Origin of the sequence: Ensifer adhaerens (assembly GCF_002007205.1) — a bacterium.
Classification (GTDB): Bacteria; Pseudomonadota; Alphaproteobacteria; order Rhizobiales; family Rhizobiaceae; genus Ensifer; species Ensifer adhaerens_D.
The window spans coordinates 1,316,338-1,334,155 of the sequence record NZ_LAZS01000005.1; the positions used below are offsets into that span (position 1 = coordinate 1,316,338).

Sequence of the window (17,818 nt, forward strand, 5' to 3'; positions counted from 1 at the left end):
CGCCACCGAAAAATTCATATTCCAGAACTTTTCGTCTTGGGATGGAGGCAGATTTCACACAAAACAAAACCGGCGGATGAAACATCCGCCGGCGGGTTCTTCAGAATTGCGACCTTATTGGCCGCTGGGAACTTGCGATCCCGAGTTGTTGTTGGCACCACCAGCCGGTGCCGGGGTCGTTGCACCGCCGGCCGGGGCTTCGCCCGTCGTTGCCGGTGCGGTCGTCGAGGGGACGCCATTGCCAGCCGGAGCAGCATTGCCGGTCGCCGGCTGCTGTTCAGTCGCGCCGCCAGCCGGAGCCGGAGCGCCGCCACCGAGCGAATTGAGGACGCCACCACCGTTCGAGCTGGTGCCCGGGATACGGTCGAGGATGTCGGTCGCCTGCGGCTGGTAACGCGCAAGGATGCCCATGCCGAGCGCCAGGACGAAGAAGAGTGCGGCAAGGATCGCGGTCGTGCGGGTCAGCGCATTGGCCGTACCGCGCGCGGACATGAAGCCCGAGCCGCCTCCGATGCCAAGGCCCCCGCCTTCGGAACGCTGAATGAGAACGACGCCGATCAGGGCGACGACGACCATGAGATAGATGACGAGTAGTACGGTCTGCATCAGCTTCCAGTCCTGCCCTTGGGGCACACGAATCAAACCATGCGCAAACTCGGCATGGCCGGGCGCAATTTTCGCGCCTCTTTATACCATGCCGTGCGCCATTAAAAGCCCCTGCCCGGCGCTCCGGGCGATCAGGCCGTCAATTCTTCATAAGCCCGGTAGATGGCGAGGAAGTCTTCGGCTTTCAAGCTCGCGCCACCGATGAGGGCGCCATCGACATTGGCAACACCCATCAATTCCCTAGCGTTCGACGGCTTGACCGACCCACCATAGAGGATGCGCATCTTGGCGCCGGCGTCGGCAAAGCGTGCGACCAGTTCCTTGCGCATGAAGGCATGGGCCTCCTCGACATCGGCCGCCGTCGGCGTCAGCCCGGTGCCGATCGCCCAGACGGGCTCGTAGGCAATCACGGTGTTTTCGGCCGTCGTGGCATCCGGCAGGCTTTCGGCGAGCTGGCGCTTCAGGACGTCGAGCGTCTTGCCGGACTTGCGCTCGTCGCCGGTCTCGCCGATGCAGACGATCGCCACGAGTTCCGCGGCATGCGCCGCTTCCGTCTTGGCACGCACCAGGGCATCGCTTTCGGCGTGATCGGTACGGCGCTCGGAGTGGCCAACGATGACGTGGGTGCCGAAGCAATCAGCAATCATTTCGGCCGAGAGGTCGCCGGTGTGCGCGCCCGACTGCTTCTGGTGGCAGTCCTGCGCGCCGATCAAAAGCGGGCTGTCGTCGCAAAGCGCCGTCGCCACGTAAAGCAGCGTTGCCGGCGGGCAGATCAGCGTTTCGACCTTGGCGGAGAGTTCGCCCTTGACCCCTTCGGCCATCGCCTTGATCTGATCGAGCGAGGCGCGGGTTCCGTTCATCTTCCAGTTGCCGGCGACGAGCGGGCGGATATCGGGCGTCATGCAGTTTCCTCCGGATGCTTTTCTCCGGAAGCGGCCTAGCAAATGCAGCCGGCAAATAAAAGCACCGCCGGCGATTATTCATGGGCGGCGGGACCGGCTGCCCTGCCCCGCCGCAAGCATTTTCAGGCGCGACGCGTCAGGCAGATCACGGCGAAGGGCGCCCGATCTGCTGGCCAACTTCCCGCGTCGACCCGGCCTTTGCGGCCGCAATCGCATACATCAGCGGCAGGCTCGGCATCGTCGAAGGCGGCGCCATGCGCCCGCCGCCAAGGTCGCGCATGCCTTCGAAGCCCACCCAGCCATTGGCATAGGGATACTCCTTCAGGCATTCGATCCCGAGCCCGGCGTCGATCAGGGCCTGCACGACATCGGCGATACCCCAATTGAACTCGAAGGAGGGGTGTGGATTGGTGAAGCCCACGACGCCCTCCCGGTAGCCGCCGTGCGCAAGGCCTGCGCCCGAGTCGGCGACATAGTCGCCGACGCCCGCTTCTGCCACCGGCTCCCTGGGGGCGTAGTCGTAGTGGGGCTTCCAGCTCTGATCGAAGACCATCGCAAAGGGATGGAACTCGATGAACGCGAAACGCCCGCCAGGCTTCAGCACATCGGCGATGCCACGCGCCCAGACACCGAGGTCCGATAGCCAGCAAATGGTACCATAGGAAGCAAATACGCGATCGAACCGGCGGCCGGCCTTGCGGGCGTCGTCGAACCACTGGAACAAGTCCGACCGTTCGAAGGCAGCGGCGACGCCACTTTCCGTCGAAAGGCGTGTGGCAAAGGCGATCGCCTCGTCCGAGATATCGACGCCCGTCACATTCGCGCCGCGCCGCGCAAGGCTCAGGCTGTCCTGACCGGAATTGCACTGCAGATGGAGGAGGTCGAGCCCGGCGAGATCACCGAGCAATTCGATCTCCTCCGGATAGAGCGTGGAGCCGCCGGCGCGGAAGAAGGCGGCCTGGTCGCCCTTGTGGCTATTGTGCGCGACGGTCGCGGCGTTCCAGGAGAGGCGGTTGGCCTCGTGCAGATCTATACTCATTTTTCTACTCACGAAAATCCCGGCGCCGGGCACGGAACATGCTGCTCAGTGCCCGCGCCACGTTTTTAGAACTTCAGAACGGCCTCAAGCTCGTCGTCATAGTACTCGCCCGTCGGCTTGAAGCCGAGGCCGTGGTAAAACCCCTCGGGACTGCCGGGGCCCTGTCCGTAGCTCGTGTAGAGCTCGTGAAGGCCGCGCGCCTTCAGATCGCGCACGACAAGGGCGATGGCCTGCTTGCCGTAACCTTTGCCCTGGAAAGGCCGGGCAATCATGAAGCGCCAGAGATAGACACCCGGGCAATCGATGCCGTCGTCCCAGTCGGATCCTTCGTGCAGCATGATGAAGCCGATGAGCGTTTCGTCGGCATAGACCGCACGGAACCAGGCATTCTCGGAAAAATGCGCCTCGGCGATCGAGGTGCCGTTGTCCGCCACCATGTTGCGCTGTTCGTCGCTCAGCGTTTCGCTGAGTTCGCAGACGTCGCAGACGGTCAGGGCTGATATGCGCCGAAGGGTAATTTCGGCATCAGCCGGCAATACGGTTTCACTCATGGGAAACTCCTTAGAAAAATCAAAATGTTAAAAAAGGGCCGGAACCAGAACGGCCAGCCTCGAATCACCCGCTAAAGGGGCAATCGGCGGATAGAATGAAATCATGGCGAGAAAACGCCACCTCTGAATTGCCGGTATCCCGCCAGATTCCGGCACCGCTATGTCATGGCTATGCGCCCGCCTTCACTTGGAGCGACCGGCCGTCGGCCGGTCGTCGCCGTTCTCCAAACCGGCGATCGCCGCGTGAACGTCGCCTTCGAGATCCTCGTCGAACTGCTCGAAGATCGCATCTCCGATCAGGGCGTGAACCTCGCGAAGATAGGGTGCTGCCGCCTCGCCTTCGCCAAGCGCCAGATGAGCGCGCGCGATCGAAAGCGACGAAAGCGGCTGGCGCCGTGCGAGTGTCCACTCACGGGCAAGCAGAGAGACGGCAATACTCTCCCGATGGTGCCCCGCATCGCAAAGTGCGGCGCCGTAGCCGCTCTTGACCCAGTAGTACATGTCCGTGAAAGCGAGGTGGGCATCGGCTATGTCGGATGCCAGACGCCAGGCATCGACCGCCTTGCCATATTCGCCTTCGGTTCCAAGCCGAATGCCCGCACGAGCGTGCTCGTAGGCTTCCCGTTCATGCGGGTTCATTGGTGTCGTTTTCTTCTTTGTCATGTACGCCAGTCCACATGCTCCCGGGAACAACCCCTCCGTGTCCCCTCCATTGGCAAATGGACCATAGCTTGCCGAAATCAACAAGGATCTCAGTGCAATTTTATGGTATTACAGGCGAATAAAAGCACGAACTCATGAGTCATACCGCAGTCGCCGAGCCAATAGCGGCCGGGCGAACGGCCACGAGGTCGGGCATGCTGCGCAACGACAAAGCCGGATTTGGATGGATCACCATCGTCCTCCACTGGGCGATTGCGGCGCTGATCCTAGCCCTGCTCGGCCTCGGCTTCGTCATGCGGCGAACACCCGTCGATCCGGCGCTGCAGTTTTCGCTTTATCAATGGCACAAGTCGCTCGGCTTCACCGCACTCGGGCTGGCAACGATCCGTGCCCTGTGGCACCTGGTCGAGGTTCGCCCGCGTCCGCCCGCAGGCCTCAACATGCTCGAGCGCCACGCGGCCAGCACTACCCATGTCGTGCTCATCGTGCTCGCGCTTGCCGTTCCGCTTGCCGGTTGGGCGGTAGCATCGACATCGACGCTGAACATTCCGAGCTTCTACTTCAACTGGATCGTCATTCCCCATCTGCCGATGGCGAAGTCGGAAGCTGCCGAAAACTTCTGGACGCTCGTCCATATGACGCTCGCCTATCTCCTGCTCAGCTTCGTCGCGCTTCACGCTCTCGCCGCCCTCTACCACCACTTCGCACGCCGCGACGACGTCCTCGTCCGCATGCTTCAGACCGGCTCTCGCCAACGCGCGTCCTCCCAGGCGGCAGGATCGGATCCGGTTATCGCCGGAAGGAAGAAACCATGACACTGCGCTCGCAATCACCAACGAAGACCATTGCTTTCACGCTGCTGCTGGCTCTGGGGAGCGTTCCATCGTCCGCCACTGCCGCCGCACCGGACCTCGCCGATGCCGCCGGCAACTACGGCATCACGTCGGCTTCCCGCATCCACTTTACGGTTGCCCAGGCGGGTGGCGGCGGCATTGTCGGCGATTTCGCCAAGTTTTCCGGCAATTTCCGCATCGACCGAAATGATGTCGGCCACTCGACGGTCGAGTTCACGCTTTATCCGGAAAGCGTGAAGACGGGAGAAAAGCGGATTGAGGATTTCCTGAAGTCGAGCGCCGTCTTCGACACCGCGAACTACAACACCGTCACTTTCCGCTCGACGAATGTGAAGCAGACCGGCCCCGATACGGCGGCGGTCGAAGGTACGCTTACGGCGCGCGGAACCTCGCGGAAGGAACGCTTTTTGGTGACGCTGCTTGACTGGAGCCGTGGTTCGATCGCCTTCAACATCCGCGGCAACATTCATCGCTCGCCCTATGGCATGGATGTTGGCACGCCGATCTATTCCAACGTTGTCCAGTTCGACATGAACATCAAAGGGCAGAGGCGCTGAATGCCCCTGCCCCTTGGAAAGCGATAGGTCCGTCGGTCAGCCGATCTGGCTTCCGACGAAATCCTTGACGATGCGCACGATGCCGCGACCGAGCAGGTCGTCGAGGGCTGCGATGAACTGGTCGACATGGGCGCGCTCGCAGATCAGCGGCGGCTCGAGGCGGATGACGTTGCGATTGTACTCGGTGAAAGCCACGAGCACATCGTAGTCACGCAGGAGCAGCGCGCCGATGAAACCGGAGAGCGAACCCTTGAGCTTGTCGTCGAGCATCGAGACGACGGGGCGCAGCACCATCGGCAGCGTCTGGCTGAAGTCCTGGAATTCCAGACCGACCATCAGCCCCTGACCGCGGACGTCCTTGATGATCTTCGGATACTTCTCCTTGAGTGCCTGCAGGCGGTCGAGCAGATAGCTGCCGCTGTCGGCGGCGCGGTCGATCAGGTGCTCGTCATAGAGCACGTTGATGCCTTCGATCGCCGTCACGCAGGCCTCGCCCATGCCGCCGAAGGTCGCCATCGCGTGGATCATCGCCGTTTTCGGCGTGCCATAGGCCTTCATGTAGACTTCGCGGCGGGCAATCATCGCGCCGACGGCGGCCTTGCCGGCGCCAAGCGACTTGGCGAGCGCCGTCACGTCAGGCACGACGCCGTAATGCTCGAAGGCATAGAAGCGGCCGGAGCGGCCATAGCCGCACTGCACTTCGTCGGCGACCCAGAGCACGCCGTACTTGTCGCAGAGCGCGCGCAGCTTCTGCCAGTATTCCGCCGGCGCCTGGATGATGCCGCCGCCGCCCTGGATGGTTTCGAGCACGATGACGCCGATTTCCGGATCGGACTTGAAGGCATTCTCCACCGCGTCGATATCGGCGAAGGGCACGCGCACGGTGTTGTCTGTGATCTTAAAGTCGGCACGGTAGAGCTGGCCGTCGGTGATGGCGAGCACGCCCTTGGTCTTGCCGTGGAAGGAATTCTCGGCATAGACGACCTTCGGCCGCTTCGGGCCGGCGGCGCGCTCGGCGAGCTTGACCGCGGCCTCCATCGCTTCCGAGCCGGAGGAACCGAGGAAGACCATATCGAGATCGCCGGGCGAGCAGGCGGCGATGTTCTTCGCCAGAGCCGCCGCATATTGCGACATGAAGGCGATGGCGATCTCGTGGCGCTTTTCGTCCTGGAACTTCTGGCGGGCGTCGAGAATGCGCGGATGGTTGTGGCCGAAGGCGAGCGAGCCGAAACCACCGAAGAAATCGAGGATCTTGCGGTCGTTCTGGTCGGTATAGAACATGCCTTCAGCGCTCTCGATCTTCACCTTGTGAAAGCCGAGAAGCTTCATGAAGTGGAGCTGGCCCGGGTTCAGGTGTTCCTTGAACGCGGTGGTGATGTCGCCGATCGACATGGCCTTGGCCTGTTCGACCGTGATGAGATCGGGCCTGGCAACGCCGCCGTCGAGCGAAGGGGCGGCAACGGCGATACGGTTCGGTCTGTCCAGCATGGTGTCTCCCCTCATTCGGCCGGTACGGCGACAGCTTCAGGAGCTGCGGCGCCCATCTTCTTGGCCCGATATTCGTCATAGGCGGCGATCAGCATGTCGCCATCGTTGAATTCCGCACGCCAGCCGAGCTCGCGCTTCAGCTTGCCGGTCTCACGCACGCACATCTCGTCGGCAATCAGATACTGTTCCGGATCCATGATCGGCTTGTTGACCAGGTCAAAGAAGGCGAGCGTCTGCTTGACCGCGAAGGCGGGCGTCGGCAGCAGGAAGGACTTCGATCCCGCATGTTTGATCAGCTTGCCGAGCAGTTCGCGCACCGAAGGCGGATTGTCGGAGCCGAGATTGTAAGCTTCGTTCGGCACGCCACCCTTCCAGGCAAGGCGAGCGGCTTCGGCGCAATCGAACACGGAGATGAACTGGTAGGGCACCTTGCCCGAGCCGATCATCGGCACCGGCAGGTTCAGGTCGATCAGCTTGAACAGTTTTTCGAGAATGCCAAGACGGCCGGGACCGATGATCAGGCGCGGGCGGAAGATCGAAATGTTCATGCCCTGCTTGCGCCATTGCATGGCCAGTTGCTCGGTCGCCCATTTCGACTTGCCGTATTCGCCGAGCGGCTTTGCCGGATGGTCTTCGGTTTGCGGCGATTGCACCGTATGGCCGTAGATCATGTCGGTGGTGAACTGCACGAGGCGCGATGCGCCGGCGGCGTCCATGGCCTTCATGATGTTCTCGGCACCGTAATAGTTGACCGGCCAGAAAAACTCCCAGCGCTTCGCGCGGACCTGCAGCGGCGACAGCATCTTGGCCGCCATGTTGTAGATCATGTCGTCAGGACCGATGCCGACCTTCTGGACGGCTTCCAGATCGGTGACGTCGCAATGAACGAAGCGCACGCGGCCGTAGTGCGGCAGGTCGGACTTGACGATATCGGCGACAACGACGTCCTCGCCTTCCTTGACGAGACGTTCCGCCAGGTGACGGCCCACGAAGCCGTCGCCACCAAAGATGATGTGTTTCATGACTTGCTCCCGAATTCTGCGGTGCTCACCCCGGCGGCATCGGCCGGCTTGTCGTCGGCATGGGATGAAATGCCCGATTGGGCGATAAGAACGGTTCCGGCGCAGATCAGCGCGATGCCGGCGATGCGCCAGGCGTTGAGGTCTTCGCGAAAGACGAAATAAGCAAAGACCGCGACGGCGACGTAAGCGAGGCTCAGGAACGGATAGGCAAAGGAAAGCTCGACCTTCGACAGCACGTAGAGATGCGACGCCATCGAGATGACGAAGGTCGCAAGACCGGCGAAGACCCAAGGGTTGAAGACGATCTGAAACAGCCGGACAATTGCCGTCTCAGCGGTCATCGAAATCGGTCCGAGCGTCATCATGCCCTGCTTCAGCATCAGCTGGGCAGCGGCGTTGGTGAGCACCGTAAAGAGAATGAATGGAATATATTTCATAGTTTTACTCCCAGTCCCGAAAATCTACTTACGGGCAAGAGACGGATATTCCGTGAAGTTTGCGCATTTAATTGAATAAAATTGTTTGCATTCTCATTCTGGCAAAGCCAGAGCCGTGCGTTTCCAGAAGTTCGAAACGAGCGCCGGATCGCGCAGCGCTTCGACCTTTCTCCATAAAGGGAATGATTTTTCAAATACTTGCGGGTTCATACGGGCATCCTTGTAAGGATTGACCGCGCCGCCGGCCTCGATCACGATGCGATCGAGCGCGTCGAGCAGCTTTACTGTCCGTTCACCTTGATTGGCGAAGTCCAGCGTCAAAGTAAAACCGGGACGCGGGAAGGAGAGGATGCCTCGGGAGCCGATGTCGCCGAACCGCTTCAAGATCGTCAGGAACGAGGCATGGCCGGCCTGACGGGCGGTTTCCATGAGTTTGGCCGTGATCTCCGGAGCGTTCTCCGCGGGATAGACGCTCTGATGCTGGTAGAGCCCGCGCGGACCATAGAGCCGGTTCCACGCGCCGATCGCGTCCAAAGGGTAGAAATAGGACGTCCAGGGAACCGTCGTTACGGTTTCGCCCGGCTTCACCTTGCGGAAATAATACTCGTTGAAGCCCTTCAAAGTTGCCCGGTTCAGCAGATTGAACGGAGGGGAAAACGGCACCGAGAGTTTCAGGCCCTTGGGAACGTCGGGCAACTCGCATGAACCATCGGCATGGTCGCCGGCAAGAAGCACGCCCCGCCCCATGCGGGATCCCGTGGCAAGCTGATCGATCCAGGCGACGGAATATTCGTGCTCGGCATCGACGCCGTCGACGAGCGCAAAGTATCGGTCCAGGTTTTCGAAGCGGATCGCGTGCTGCTGAACATGCGGCGAAGGCACCTTCATCAACCGGATATCCACGGTGAGAATCAGTCCGGTCAGACCCATGCCGCCGATGGTCGCGGCGAAGAGTTCCGGGTTTTCGACCGGCGAGCAGGTCAGCCGTTCGCCGGTCGAGCGCAGCAGCGTGAACGCCGTCACGTGATTGCCGAAGGTGCCGCGCGCGTGGTGGTTCTTGCCATGCACGTCATTGGCGACCGCGCCGCCGACGGTCACGAAGGCCGTACCGGGCGTCACCGGCAGGAAGAAGCGATGCTCGATCGCGCGCTCCAGTACCTCACGCAGCGTCACGCCCGCTTCGCAGGTCATCATGCCGGTACCGGGATCAAACGCGAGGATGCGCGCGTGTCTGCGGCTCTCGATCAGCAGGCCCTGATCATTATGGCAGCTGTCGCCATAACTGCGGCCGTTGCCGAAGGGCAAGAATCCTCCGGCCTCCAGGTTCCCGAGGCGGTCTTCATAGTCGTCAGGCAAAATGGCCGGCCGCGCCCGATTGTCGAGGCGGCCCCAGCTTTCATGGTCTTCAAATGTCATTGCGGCCCGATGGCTCCAAAGAGGATGAGCAGCGCGCCAACCAGCATGGTCAATTGGCTGCGCCAGTCGCGCATGATGAAGACAACAGGATCTTCATGCAGCATGCCGCGGCGTGCGAGCATCCAGATGCGCAGCAACATATAGAGCACCAGCGGGCAGAGAGGCCACAACGCCCAGGGCGTGGTGTACATCTCCTGCAGCTCCTTGCTGTGCACGTAGAGCGCCAGAACCAGGGCCGAGGTAAAGGCTGACGCCACGCCCGCCTGCCCGACCATTTCGAAGTCGACGGCAAGATAGCCGCGCCCGGGTACATTGCCGCCGTCCTTGTCCTCGAATTCGTGCAACTCGACGTAACGCTTCACCAGAGCCAAACTGAGGAAGAAGAAGATCGCAAAGGACACCAGCCAGAAGGAGAGTTCGGTGCCCGTCGCCGCCGCGCCGGCGACGATGCGCATGGTGTAGAGGCCGGCGAGCGTGAACACGTCGACGAGCAGCTTGCGTTTCAGCACGAAGGTATAGGCCGTCGTGGCGCAGGCGTAGAAGGCGAGCACCCCGGCAAACTTCCAGGGCAAGAGAAGGGTCAGCGCCATGGAGGCGAGGATGAGGCACCCGGCCAGCACCAGCGCCGTCGGCACGGACATCTGGCCGCTGGCGAGCGGCCTGTAGCGTTTCTTCGCGTGGCGGCGATCGTTGGCGAGATCCGAAAGATCGTTGATGACGTAGACGGCGGAAGCGAGGAAACTGAAGGCGAAGAAGGCGATGATGACGCTGACGATCGCATCGAAGTGCAGCACTTCGTGATTGAGGATCATCGGCACGCCGATGAGCACGTTCTTCGCCCATTGATGTACCCGGATCGACTTCAGCGGCGCAAGCGCGCTCACCTTGCCCGTGTCGAGCCGCTCGGCGTCATGGTTGCGGCGCCATTTTTCCGCGGCCGCATCGGGCGAGACCACGATCGCGCGGCGCGCCACCTCGAAGACGGCGATATCGTCGCGGCTGTTGCCCATATAGTCGAAGGCGCCGTCGCCGAACCGTTCGACCAGCGCCTGGCGCTTGCGGCTGCTCGTCAGGTTGAGCTCGTCCGTCGAATGCATCACCGACGAAAAGACGCCCACATGCTCGGCAATGTCTTTTGCGACGGATGGCGCGGCACCGGTGACCAGCACCAGCTCGCGCCCCGTCTTCTTCTCCTGCGCGAGCCGGTCGATGACGGCCTGCCGGTAGGGCCAGTCTTCCGCCCGGCGGCCGGACCGCAGCGCCACTTCATGCTTCAGCCGTGCCTTGCCTTTTGTCAGCCAGAACAGCATGGGAAACAGCATCAGCGGATTGCGCAGCAGGATGATCGCCGCCCCTTCCCACAGGGTGTCGGCAGCCAGCAAAGTGCCGTCCAGATCCACACACAGCGGAATGTGCCGTGTCTCGGTGCGCGCGTCCATGAAGTCCATCCCAGCCATAGTTGCCGGTATCATCACGACTTCAACTTTCCAGAGTGGAAACGCGGCCCGCTGTTTCGCTGGCAAATTGGCGGGCTGGTTAACAAATCCGCAGCAACAAGGCGACGCCTATCGCCTGTCGCGTGAACGAAGATTCACACGCCAGGCCTTAAGCTCTTGTTTTGATGCATGTCGCTGCCGCAAAACCGCTGCACACTTTTTGCGCGACATGCGTTAGCGGCTGCCGATCCAGTTCAGCGCATCGCGCCAGTCGGTCATGCGCACCGGCGTTCCATGCGAGCCGGTTTCGAAGAGTATGAAACGCGTGGGGTAGCCCTTGGCCTTCAGCGCACGGTAGAGCGCCTTTTGACCTTCGGCGGGATAGACGGTGTCGCGGCTGCCATGGCTAAAGAACATGGGGAGCTTTGCCTTGTAGGCGGCGCTTTTCGTGAAATCCGGGTCGCTCGCGCCCCCCATCACCATCATGCCGCTGAGCGCTGCAACCGCGGACGCGTCGCGGGAAACGCCCCAGCAGATGAAGCTTCCCATCGAGGCGCAGGCGAGCACGACCGGACGGCCGCCGGAGCGTTCGGAGGCGTATCTGACCAGTCCGGCGATATCGGCCGCGCCTGCCGTATCGAAGGACCGGACGCTCGGCGCATAATAGGTGCCGCCATTGGCGACGGCGAGGTTCTTCAGCCGGTTGAAGTTTCCGCCGAAGGAAAAATCGTTGACGCCGAGCCGGCGGTCGCCGCCGCGACCATGGATAAAGATGACCGAAAAGCCGGCGCCGCGATCAGGGCCGACGCGCGTCACGTCAAGCGCGCGACCGCCGATATCGAGCGTTTCATTGACCTGTTCGCTCTTCACGCCGAGCGAAACATAAGCGCGCTTCACGCGGCGTTCGGGGATTTCGTCGCGCTCGTTGATATCGCGCAGCTCCTGATAATCGACCGTCAGGTCGTCTCCACCATCCTGCTCGCGCAGCACCTTCGCGTAGGAGAAAAGCTCGTCCTTGTAGGGCTTCAGCACCTGAGCCTGCGCCGGCGAAGCGGCGATTGCCAAGGCCAGGGCGAACAGGCCGGCGCGAAACGGAAAAACAACTGTGGACACGGCCAAATGACGGGCTCCCTCTTATCCTGCAAGCCTTGCCATTGGCCGTTCCTCAAAGCAACACTCGGCCCGCAACACGGTCGCCAAGGCGAAGGAAAGCCGGCGGTCCGTACCAGAAATTCTCCTTTTGTTCGCGTATCCTGTGAGAGTCTGGCAGAATTCAGGTGATTCGACCGCCGAGGGATGGCGGCAAAGCCTGGGGCTTGCTATGGCCTCTGGCATTCCCGAACGACAGGAACGATCCGAACGGCCCCATGGACGACAACAGCGACCTCTTCTCAATGCCCGAGCAACCGAAGCCCGTACAGCCGAGCGCCAAGCCGGCCGTGCCTGTGGCGCCCGTCGCGCGCGAAGAACCGCGCCCTGCCCCGAAAGGTAGCGACGGTAGCGACTACGACGCCTCGGCGATCGAGGTGCTCGAAGGCCTTGAGCCGGTTCGTCGTCGCCCGGGCATGTATATCGGCGGCACCGACGAAAAGGCGCTGCACCATCTCTTTGCCGAAGTCATCGACAACTCGATGGACGAAGCCGTCGCCGGCCATGCGAACTTTATCGAGGTCAATCTCGATGCCGAGGGCTTCCTGACCGTCACCGACAACGGCCGCGGCATCCCGGTCGAGAACCATCCGAAATTCCCCGGCAAGTCGACGCTCGAAGTCGTCATGACCGTGCTCCACGCCGGCGGCAAGTTCGACGGCAAGGCCTATGAGACCTCGGGAGGCCTGCACGGCGTCGGCGTCTCCGTCGTCAACGCCCTTTCCGATGCGCTCGAAGTCGAGGTCGCCCGCAATCGCAAGCTCTACCGCCAGCGCTTCTCCCGCGGCATTCCGCAGGGCGGGCTCGAAGAGCTCGGCGACGTGCACAACCGCCGCGGCACGCGCGTTCGCTTCCATCCCGATCCGGACATTTTTGGACCGCACGCGCATTTCGAGCCCGGCCGGCTGTTCCGCATGGCGCGCTCGAAGGCCTATCTCTTCGGCGGCGTCGAAATCCGCTGGTCCTGCGATCCGTCGCTTTTGCAGGAAGGCTCGGAAATCCCGGACAAGGCCGTCTTCCATTTTCCGGGCGGCCTGAAGGACTATCTGGCGGCCACCCTCGGCAAGGAATTCACCGTCACCCGCGAGATCTTCGCCGGCAAGTCGGAGAAGGCCAACGGTCACGGCTCGCTCGAATGGGCGGTCACCTGGTACGGCGGCGACCAGCAGGTTCATTCCTACTGCAACACCATTCCGACGCCCGAGGGCGGCACGCACGAGGCGGGCTTCCGCATTGCGCTGACCAAGGGCTTGAAGAACTATGCCGAACTGAAGCAGAACAAGCGCGCGGCGATCATCACCACCGACGACGTGATGATCTCGGCAGCCGGCATGCTCTCGGTCTTCATCCGCGAGCCCGAATTCGTTGGTCAGACCAAGGACAAGCTCGCGACGGTCGAGGCTCAGCGCATCGTCGAAAACGCGCTGCGCGACCCCTTCGACCACTACCTCACCGATAACCCGGTAGAGGCCGACAAGCTCTTGGATTGGGTGGTCGAGCGCGCCGAAGAGCGCGTGCGCCGGCGCAAGGAAAAGGAAGTCAACCGCAAGACGGCCGTGCGCAAGCTGCGGCTGCCCGGCAAGCTTGCCGACTGCTCGCAGAACACAGCAGAGGGCGCCGAACTCTTCATCGTCGAAGGCGACTCCGCAGGCGGCTCGGCAAAACAGGCGCGCAACCGCGCCAACCAGGCGATCCTTCCCCTGCGCGGCAAGATCCTCAACGTCGCGAGTGCGGGCCGAGAAAAGCTCGGCGCGAACCAGCAGATCGCCGACCTCATCCAGGCGCTTGGTTGCGGCACCCGCAGCAAGTACCGCGAAGAGGACCTGCGCTATGAGCGCATCGTCGTCATGACCGACGCCGACGTCGATGGCGCGCATATCGCCTCGCTGCTGATCACCTTCTTCTATCAGGAGATGCCCGAACTGATCCGTGGCGGTCACCTCTATCTCGCCGTGCCGCCGCTCTATCGCATCAGCCAGGGCTCGAAAACGCTCTATGCCCGCGACGACGCGCACCGCGAGGAACTGATGCGGACCGAATTTGCGGGTCGCGGCAAGGTCGAGATCGGCCGGTTCAAGGGCCTCGGCGAGATGCTGCCGGCGCAGCTCAAGGAAACGACGATGGATCCGAAGTTCCGCACACTGCTGAAGGTCGAGATCGACGATGTCGATTTCGAGGGCACGCGCGAGGCGGTGGACAACCTGATGGGCACGAAGGCGGATGCCCGCTTCCGCTTCATCCAGGAACGCGCCGTCTTTGCGGAAAATCTGGACATCTGAGCCTGAGCGACGTGCTGGGCGGCTTTCCGCCCGCCATCACGCTTACGATCTTTCGAACGAAAGCGGCGGCCCAAAGGCCGCCGTTTCCGTTTAAAAAGCTTACTGGCAAGCCGAGCTCATGCCGCCGCGCGAACGGACTTCTCCATGAAGAGGCTGAGCGGATCCGGCTGATAGTCGGCGAACGGCGGGCGTTCGGCATATCCCGCCGCCTTGTAAAGGCCGATCGCTTCGGGCTGGTAGATACCGGTTTCGAGGCGGATTGCCGCCAATCCGAGTTGCGCCGCGCGCGCCTCCAGCGCCTGCAACAGCAGCTTTCCGACCCGCAGTCCTCGCGCTTCGGGATCGACGAACATGCGCTTGATTTCCGCCGTCCCGTCACCCGCATCCACCAGCGCGCAGCAGCCGACGATATCGCCGTCACGCCTTGCGACGAAGAACGACACCTCCGGCTTTTCCAGGCTCGACAGGTCGACCATGTGGTTGCTCTCGGGGGGATAGAGCGAGGCGGCGTAGGCGTCGGAGAGTTCCAGCAGGCGCAGAACTTCAGCTTGGCGCGGCGTCTCCAGGGCGATGGTTACGGCAGGCAATCGGTTCGTCCTTTTCATTCAGGCATGGCTTTGCCTCAAAACTACCGTCGGATCACGGCTGGACCAATACGTCAAATGACGCAGGCTCTCATGCCTCCCCATCAATCCGCCTAACAGGCTGAAATAATTTGTTCCGCGTCGCCGGCAACATCGCCCTATTTCGGGGAGAATCATGCAGGCATAGGTTGATCCACCACAACCTACAAAGACGATGGGAACGCGATGCAAGCGGCGCTGATAGTCATGACCATTCTCGGCTGCGACCACGACGTCAGCCAATGCCAGTACATCTCGACGGTCAACGGCACCTGGCCATCGATCGCGCAATGCGACACGGCATCGAACGCACAATTGCCGAAGTTCTCGAATGCGAACTATCCGGTTGTCGTCGCGGTTTGCGAGAGCTCCGCACCAAGCGTCGCCGAAATCCCCGCGCCGCCACCGGGCTCCCAGCAGAACGAGACGCCGCCCGTTCAGACGACGGAGCCGGAACCCGAGCAAGGATTGCCGAAGCGCACGCTGGCTTTCCTGTCAGGCGCGATCCCCGATCGGGAAAAGCTCAAGACCATCGTCACGAAGCCGGTACGCTACGTCGAGGATGGCTATTCCTGGGTCGCGCGCCGCTTTACCGACTGAGGCCGCCCGCATGCCGCAGGCGGGGCCAGCCGCAATCAGGCTGTTCGCCGAGGCCACGACGGCCTCTCGGCGGAGCGCTGCTGCCACCGAGCACGCGGCGCGCCTTTTCGTTGGAACTGCGCGAGCATGCCCCAGTTCGCGCACGATGAGGCGCAGACCGGCATCGAAGGGCGCAGCAAGACGTGAGGAAAACGCGGTCTCGCCGGCCGAACGGGGGCCTTTGAGCACGCGCGTGGTGCCGTCGCGCGCGAGCCAGATCAGGTCGTCTCTGTTCAGGCGGCCTGGCGTGCGGCAAGTTCCGCGTAATCGCGGGCCGACTGACGCTCCTCGGCAAATGCCAGGCGCTCGAGCAGATCGATCATGGCGGCGTCGGTCGGCGACGTTGCCCGGCCGCGTCGTAGCCGTGCGAGCAGTTCGGCCGAGACCGTCGCGTGATCGTCGATTGCATCCGGCCTATCCTGGCGCCACAAGAGCACGGCCGTCGCGAAGGTCTCGCTGACGTCGCGGCCGAGCCCGGCGCTTTCGAACAATGCCCGGATGGAGTGAATGCGCCCCCCGGACAGGATTGAGCGCACGCGCTTTTCATTGACGCCGGAGAGATCGACGATCACGGCCGAGAAAAACTCGGCGCGGCCGGTCACGAGCGCATGCAGCAGGAAGGCGGGTGTCAGCCGGCCGGTCTCGCGCAGATGCGTGACGAGGCCCGGCAGGTCCTCGACCGCCATTGTTCCGACCATGCCCAAGGCGGCGATATCGCAGGCTTCACGGGTGACGCGCTGCACGCGAGCCTCTCCAATCGTCACCTGCACGAGGCCGAAGGCGGCAAGCGCCGCGCCGACCTCTTCGACAAGCGCATGGCGGGCTTCGCTCGGCAGGTCGTTGCGCGCAAGAAGCAGGTCGCGGACCGCCGCGGAATGGCCAAGCCGCTCGGCAATGCGCTTCAGCGAGCGGCGTGACAGATGAGCACCGGGATTTTCCAAGAGGATCAGCATCTCGTCTTCGTCGCCGATTTCGGCGATCGCGGCGGCGACCGCACGCGAAACGAAGCTGCGCGCGGCGATCAGTGCGCGGGTCTCGAGTGTTCCTCGCGCAGCGAGATCGACCAGGTCGCCGTCGGTGAGCACAGGCGAATGCGAGACGACGAGATAGGCGATTTCGGGCTGGTCCGCGGCGAGACCAAGAATGATGGCCCGCGGCACGGACGAACAACTGCAAAGCGCCTCGGCCAATGCATGGCGAACCTTCGGCGACGGGTCGTCCAGCAGGAATGTCATGGCCATTTCGGCGGCGCGACGATCAAGGCCGTTCAGCTGCGCGTCGACATAGGCGCGGGCGAGCGCGCTGGCGGCGCGCATGCGTTCGCCTGTTCTCGCCGTTTCCACCCAGCGAAGAAATGCTTGTATGATCACCTACGCCCCACTAGACCACGCCACTGCCACCGATGTTCAGAGCCTAGCGCGCAAAGGTTTAAGATTGGTTCACCATGTCTGTTAACCGCCTCCAAACCATAAGGCCGCTGCTCCTTGACGACGGCACCGCGCTCAGCCTGGACGTGACCGTTCTCAACACCCTGGCCGGGCTCATCCTTGATGCTGGCTGTAGCGACGAAAAACTTTTCAGCCTCACCCGCCTGCAAGAACGCGATTTCGCGATACTTGCGCGCGTGGAGCCGGCCGAGCTATCCGGTGAGGACGAATTGTGCCGGTTGCTTGCCGCGGGCATCGATGGCGTCGTGCTTTCCGGATGCCGCGGTCGCGCGGACATACAGAAGCTCGACGTGATGTTGCGGGTTGCCGAAGCAAGAACCAGCATTGCCGCCGATCGCATCAGGATCTACGCCGAATACGGCGGCGCGCCCGAGGGCTTGCTGTCACCGCACCGGCTGACGGAAGCGTCACAACGGCTGGAAGGGCTGATCTTCGACGGCTCGGCACTGGCAAGGGCGGTCGGTTGCAAGGAGCCCGCGAGCGCCCCGCATCAGGGCGTTGCGGCGCCCGTGCTCGTCGCCCGCGCAAATGTGGTGCTGAGGGCGCATGAGGCGGGCGTACCCGCTTTTGAAGTACTGCCGGCCACCGCCGACGCGGCTGCCACGCGCTGGGCGCTTTCGCAAAGCAGGAATGATGGATTCGCCTCGGTCGTCTGTCGGTCGCTCGAACAGGCAATCATCGCCGGCAGCGAATGACGCTCAACCTGCCC

Annotated in this window: 18 protein-coding genes; 5 read left to right on the forward strand and 13 right to left on the reverse strand. The window is 62.6% G+C overall.

From position 1 onward, the window contains the following. Window positions 1-114: 114 nt before the first annotated feature. From secG to XB14_RS10105, 5 genes are all read right to left on the reverse strand, one after another. Window positions 115-606 carry a preprotein translocase subunit SecG gene (gene secG / locus XB14_RS10085; RefSeq protein ID WP_077961441.1) on the reverse strand — a complete coding sequence of 164 codons (492 nt, stop codon included), beginning with the start codon at window positions 604-606 and terminating at the stop codon, window positions 115-117. A 131-nt stretch (window positions 607-737) separates the two neighbouring features. Then, a complete protein-coding gene (gene tpiA / locus XB14_RS10090; RefSeq protein WP_077961442.1) occupies window positions 738-1,508 on the reverse strand; it encodes a triose-phosphate isomerase in 771 nt (256 codons plus the stop codon). A 145-nt stretch (window positions 1,509-1,653) separates the two neighbouring features. After that, window positions 1,654-2,547: a class I SAM-dependent methyltransferase gene (locus XB14_RS10095; RefSeq protein ID WP_077961443.1), complete on the reverse strand. Its 894-nt coding sequence runs from the start codon at window positions 2,545-2,547 to the stop codon at window positions 1,654-1,656. A gap of 65 nt (window positions 2,548-2,612) precedes the next feature. After that, complete coding sequence (locus XB14_RS10100) at window positions 2,613-3,098, reverse strand: GNAT family N-acetyltransferase (protein WP_077961444.1); 486 nt, start codon at window positions 3,096-3,098, stop codon at window positions 2,613-2,615. A gap of 183 nt (window positions 3,099-3,281) precedes the next feature. Then, complete coding sequence (locus tag XB14_RS10105; RefSeq protein ID WP_143348318.1) at window positions 3,282-3,761, reverse strand: hypothetical protein; 480 nt, start codon at window positions 3,759-3,761, stop codon at window positions 3,282-3,284. Between the two features lie 194 nt (window positions 3,762-3,955). On the opposite strand from XB14_RS10105, the gene XB14_RS10110 reads away from it, so the two are divergent. Next, window positions 3,956-4,576, forward strand: coding sequence for a cytochrome b (locus tag XB14_RS10110; RefSeq protein ID WP_077961446.1), 621 nt, complete (start codon window positions 3,956-3,958; stop codon window positions 4,574-4,576). After that, the gene (locus XB14_RS10115; RefSeq protein ID WP_077961447.1) at window positions 4,573-5,172 is read left to right on the forward strand and encodes a YceI family protein; all 600 of its coding nucleotides are present in this window, start codon (window positions 4,573-4,575) and stop codon (window positions 5,170-5,172) included. Before XB14_RS10110 ends, XB14_RS10115 begins: the two co-directional genes overlap by 4 nt. Window positions 5,173-5,208: 36 nt before the next feature. Here the strand turns inward: XB14_RS10115 and XB14_RS10120 are convergent, their stop codons facing one another. From XB14_RS10120 to XB14_RS10145, 6 genes are all read right to left on the reverse strand, one after another. Continuing rightward, window positions 5,209-6,660, reverse strand: a complete 1,452-nt coding sequence (locus XB14_RS10120) for an aspartate aminotransferase family protein (protein WP_179119566.1) — start codon at window positions 6,658-6,660, stop codon at window positions 5,209-5,211. 11 nt (window positions 6,661-6,671) lie between these two features. Next, window positions 6,672-7,682, reverse strand: coding sequence for an NAD-dependent epimerase/dehydratase family protein (locus XB14_RS10125; RefSeq protein ID WP_077961449.1), 1,011 nt, complete (start codon window positions 7,680-7,682; stop codon window positions 6,672-6,674). After that, window positions 7,679-8,119 (reverse strand): EamA family transporter, encoded by a 441-nt coding sequence (locus XB14_RS10130; protein WP_065776746.1) that lies wholly within the window; start codon window positions 8,117-8,119, stop codon window positions 7,679-7,681. The genes XB14_RS10125 and XB14_RS10130 overlap by 4 nt, the downstream gene beginning before the upstream one ends. Before the next feature lie 93 nt (window positions 8,120-8,212). Next, a complete protein-coding gene (locus tag XB14_RS10135; RefSeq protein WP_077961450.1) occupies window positions 8,213-9,535 on the reverse strand; it encodes an FAD-binding oxidoreductase in 1,323 nt (440 codons plus the stop codon). Next, the gene (locus tag XB14_RS10140) at window positions 9,532-10,974 is read right to left on the reverse strand and encodes a UbiA family prenyltransferase (RefSeq protein WP_077961955.1); all 1,443 of its coding nucleotides are present in this window, start codon (window positions 10,972-10,974) and stop codon (window positions 9,532-9,534) included. Before XB14_RS10140 ends, XB14_RS10135 begins: the two co-directional genes overlap by 4 nt. A gap of 231 nt (window positions 10,975-11,205) precedes the next feature. Continuing rightward, window positions 11,206-12,090 carry an alpha/beta hydrolase gene (locus tag XB14_RS10145; RefSeq protein ID WP_077961451.1) on the reverse strand — a complete coding sequence of 295 codons (885 nt, stop codon included), beginning with the start codon at window positions 12,088-12,090 and terminating at the stop codon, window positions 11,206-11,208. Between the two features lie 248 nt (window positions 12,091-12,338). Here XB14_RS10145 and parE point away from each other — a divergent pair, with 248 nt between their 5' ends. Further along, window positions 12,339-14,399: a DNA topoisomerase IV subunit B gene (gene parE / locus XB14_RS10150; RefSeq protein ID WP_077961452.1), complete on the forward strand. Its 2,061-nt coding sequence runs from the start codon at window positions 12,339-12,341 to the stop codon at window positions 14,397-14,399. A 116-nt stretch (window positions 14,400-14,515) separates the two neighbouring features. Here the strand turns inward: parE and XB14_RS10155 are convergent, their stop codons facing one another. Further along, on the reverse strand, window positions 14,516-14,986 hold the full coding sequence (locus XB14_RS10155; RefSeq protein ID WP_077961453.1) for a GNAT family N-acetyltransferase: 471 nt from the start codon (window positions 14,984-14,986) through the stop codon (window positions 14,516-14,518). Window positions 14,987-15,208: 222 nt separating this feature from the next. Between XB14_RS10155 and XB14_RS10160 the strand changes: the two genes are divergently transcribed. Continuing rightward, on the forward strand, window positions 15,209-15,622 hold the full coding sequence (locus tag XB14_RS10160) for a hypothetical protein (protein WP_077961454.1): 414 nt from the start codon (window positions 15,209-15,211) through the stop codon (window positions 15,620-15,622). A 272-nt stretch (window positions 15,623-15,894) separates the two neighbouring features. Here the strand turns inward: XB14_RS10160 and XB14_RS10165 are convergent, their stop codons facing one another. Next, window positions 15,895-17,031 carry a DUF2336 domain-containing protein gene (locus XB14_RS10165; RefSeq protein ID WP_077961455.1) on the reverse strand — a complete coding sequence of 379 codons (1,137 nt, stop codon included), beginning with the start codon at window positions 17,029-17,031 and terminating at the stop codon, window positions 15,895-15,897. 74 nt (window positions 17,032-17,105) lie between these two features. Here XB14_RS10165 and XB14_RS10170 point away from each other — a divergent pair, with 74 nt between their 5' ends. Next, window positions 17,106-17,804 (forward strand): hypothetical protein, encoded by a 699-nt coding sequence (locus tag XB14_RS10170; RefSeq protein ID WP_077961456.1) that lies wholly within the window; start codon window positions 17,106-17,108, stop codon window positions 17,802-17,804. Window positions 17,805-17,818: the final 14 nt, after the last annotated feature.

Bases quoted from the DNA above. Each gene is read 5' to 3' on its own strand.
- secG (WP_077961441.1), bottom strand. From the start codon at position 606: ATGCAGACCGTACTACTCGTCATCTATCTCATGGTCGTCGTCGCCCTG.
- tpiA (WP_077961442.1), bottom strand. From the start codon at position 1,508: ATGACGCCCGATATCCGCCCGCTCGTCGCCGGCAACTGGAAGATGAAC.
- XB14_RS10095 (WP_077961443.1), bottom strand. From the start codon at position 2,547: ATGAGTATAGATCTGCACGAGGCCAACCGCCTCTCCTGGAACGCCGCG.
- XB14_RS10100 (WP_077961444.1), bottom strand. From the start codon at position 3,098: ATGAGTGAAACCGTATTGCCGGCTGATGCCGAAATTACCCTTCGGCGC.
- XB14_RS10105 (WP_143348318.1), bottom strand. From the start codon at position 3,761: ATGACAAAGAAGAAAACGACACCAATGAACCCGCATGAACGGGAAGCC.
- XB14_RS10110 (WP_077961446.1), top strand. From the start codon at position 3,956: ATGCTGCGCAACGACAAAGCCGGATTTGGATGGATCACCATCGTCCTC.
- XB14_RS10115 (WP_077961447.1), top strand. From the start codon at position 4,573: ATGACACTGCGCTCGCAATCACCAACGAAGACCATTGCTTTCACGCTG.
- XB14_RS10120 (WP_179119566.1), bottom strand. From the start codon at position 6,660: ATGCTGGACAGACCGAACCGTATCGCCGTTGCCGCCCCTTCGCTCGAC.
- XB14_RS10125 (WP_077961449.1), bottom strand. From the start codon at position 7,682: ATGAAACACATCATCTTTGGTGGCGACGGCTTCGTGGGCCGTCACCTG.
- XB14_RS10130 (WP_065776746.1), bottom strand. From the start codon at position 8,119: ATGAAATATATTCCATTCATTCTCTTTACGGTGCTCACCAACGCCGCT.
- XB14_RS10135 (WP_077961450.1), bottom strand. From the start codon at position 9,535: ATGACATTTGAAGACCATGAAAGCTGGGGCCGCCTCGACAATCGGGCG.
- XB14_RS10140 (WP_077961955.1), bottom strand. From the start codon at position 10,974: ATGGACGCGCGCACCGAGACACGGCACATTCCGCTGTGTGTGGATCTG.
- parE (WP_077961452.1), top strand. From the start codon at position 12,339: ATGGACGACAACAGCGACCTCTTCTCAATGCCCGAGCAACCGAAGCCC.
- XB14_RS10160 (WP_077961454.1), top strand. From the start codon at position 15,209: ATGCAAGCGGCGCTGATAGTCATGACCATTCTCGGCTGCGACCACGAC.
- XB14_RS10170 (WP_077961456.1), top strand. From the start codon at position 17,106: ATGTCTGTTAACCGCCTCCAAACCATAAGGCCGCTGCTCCTTGACGAC.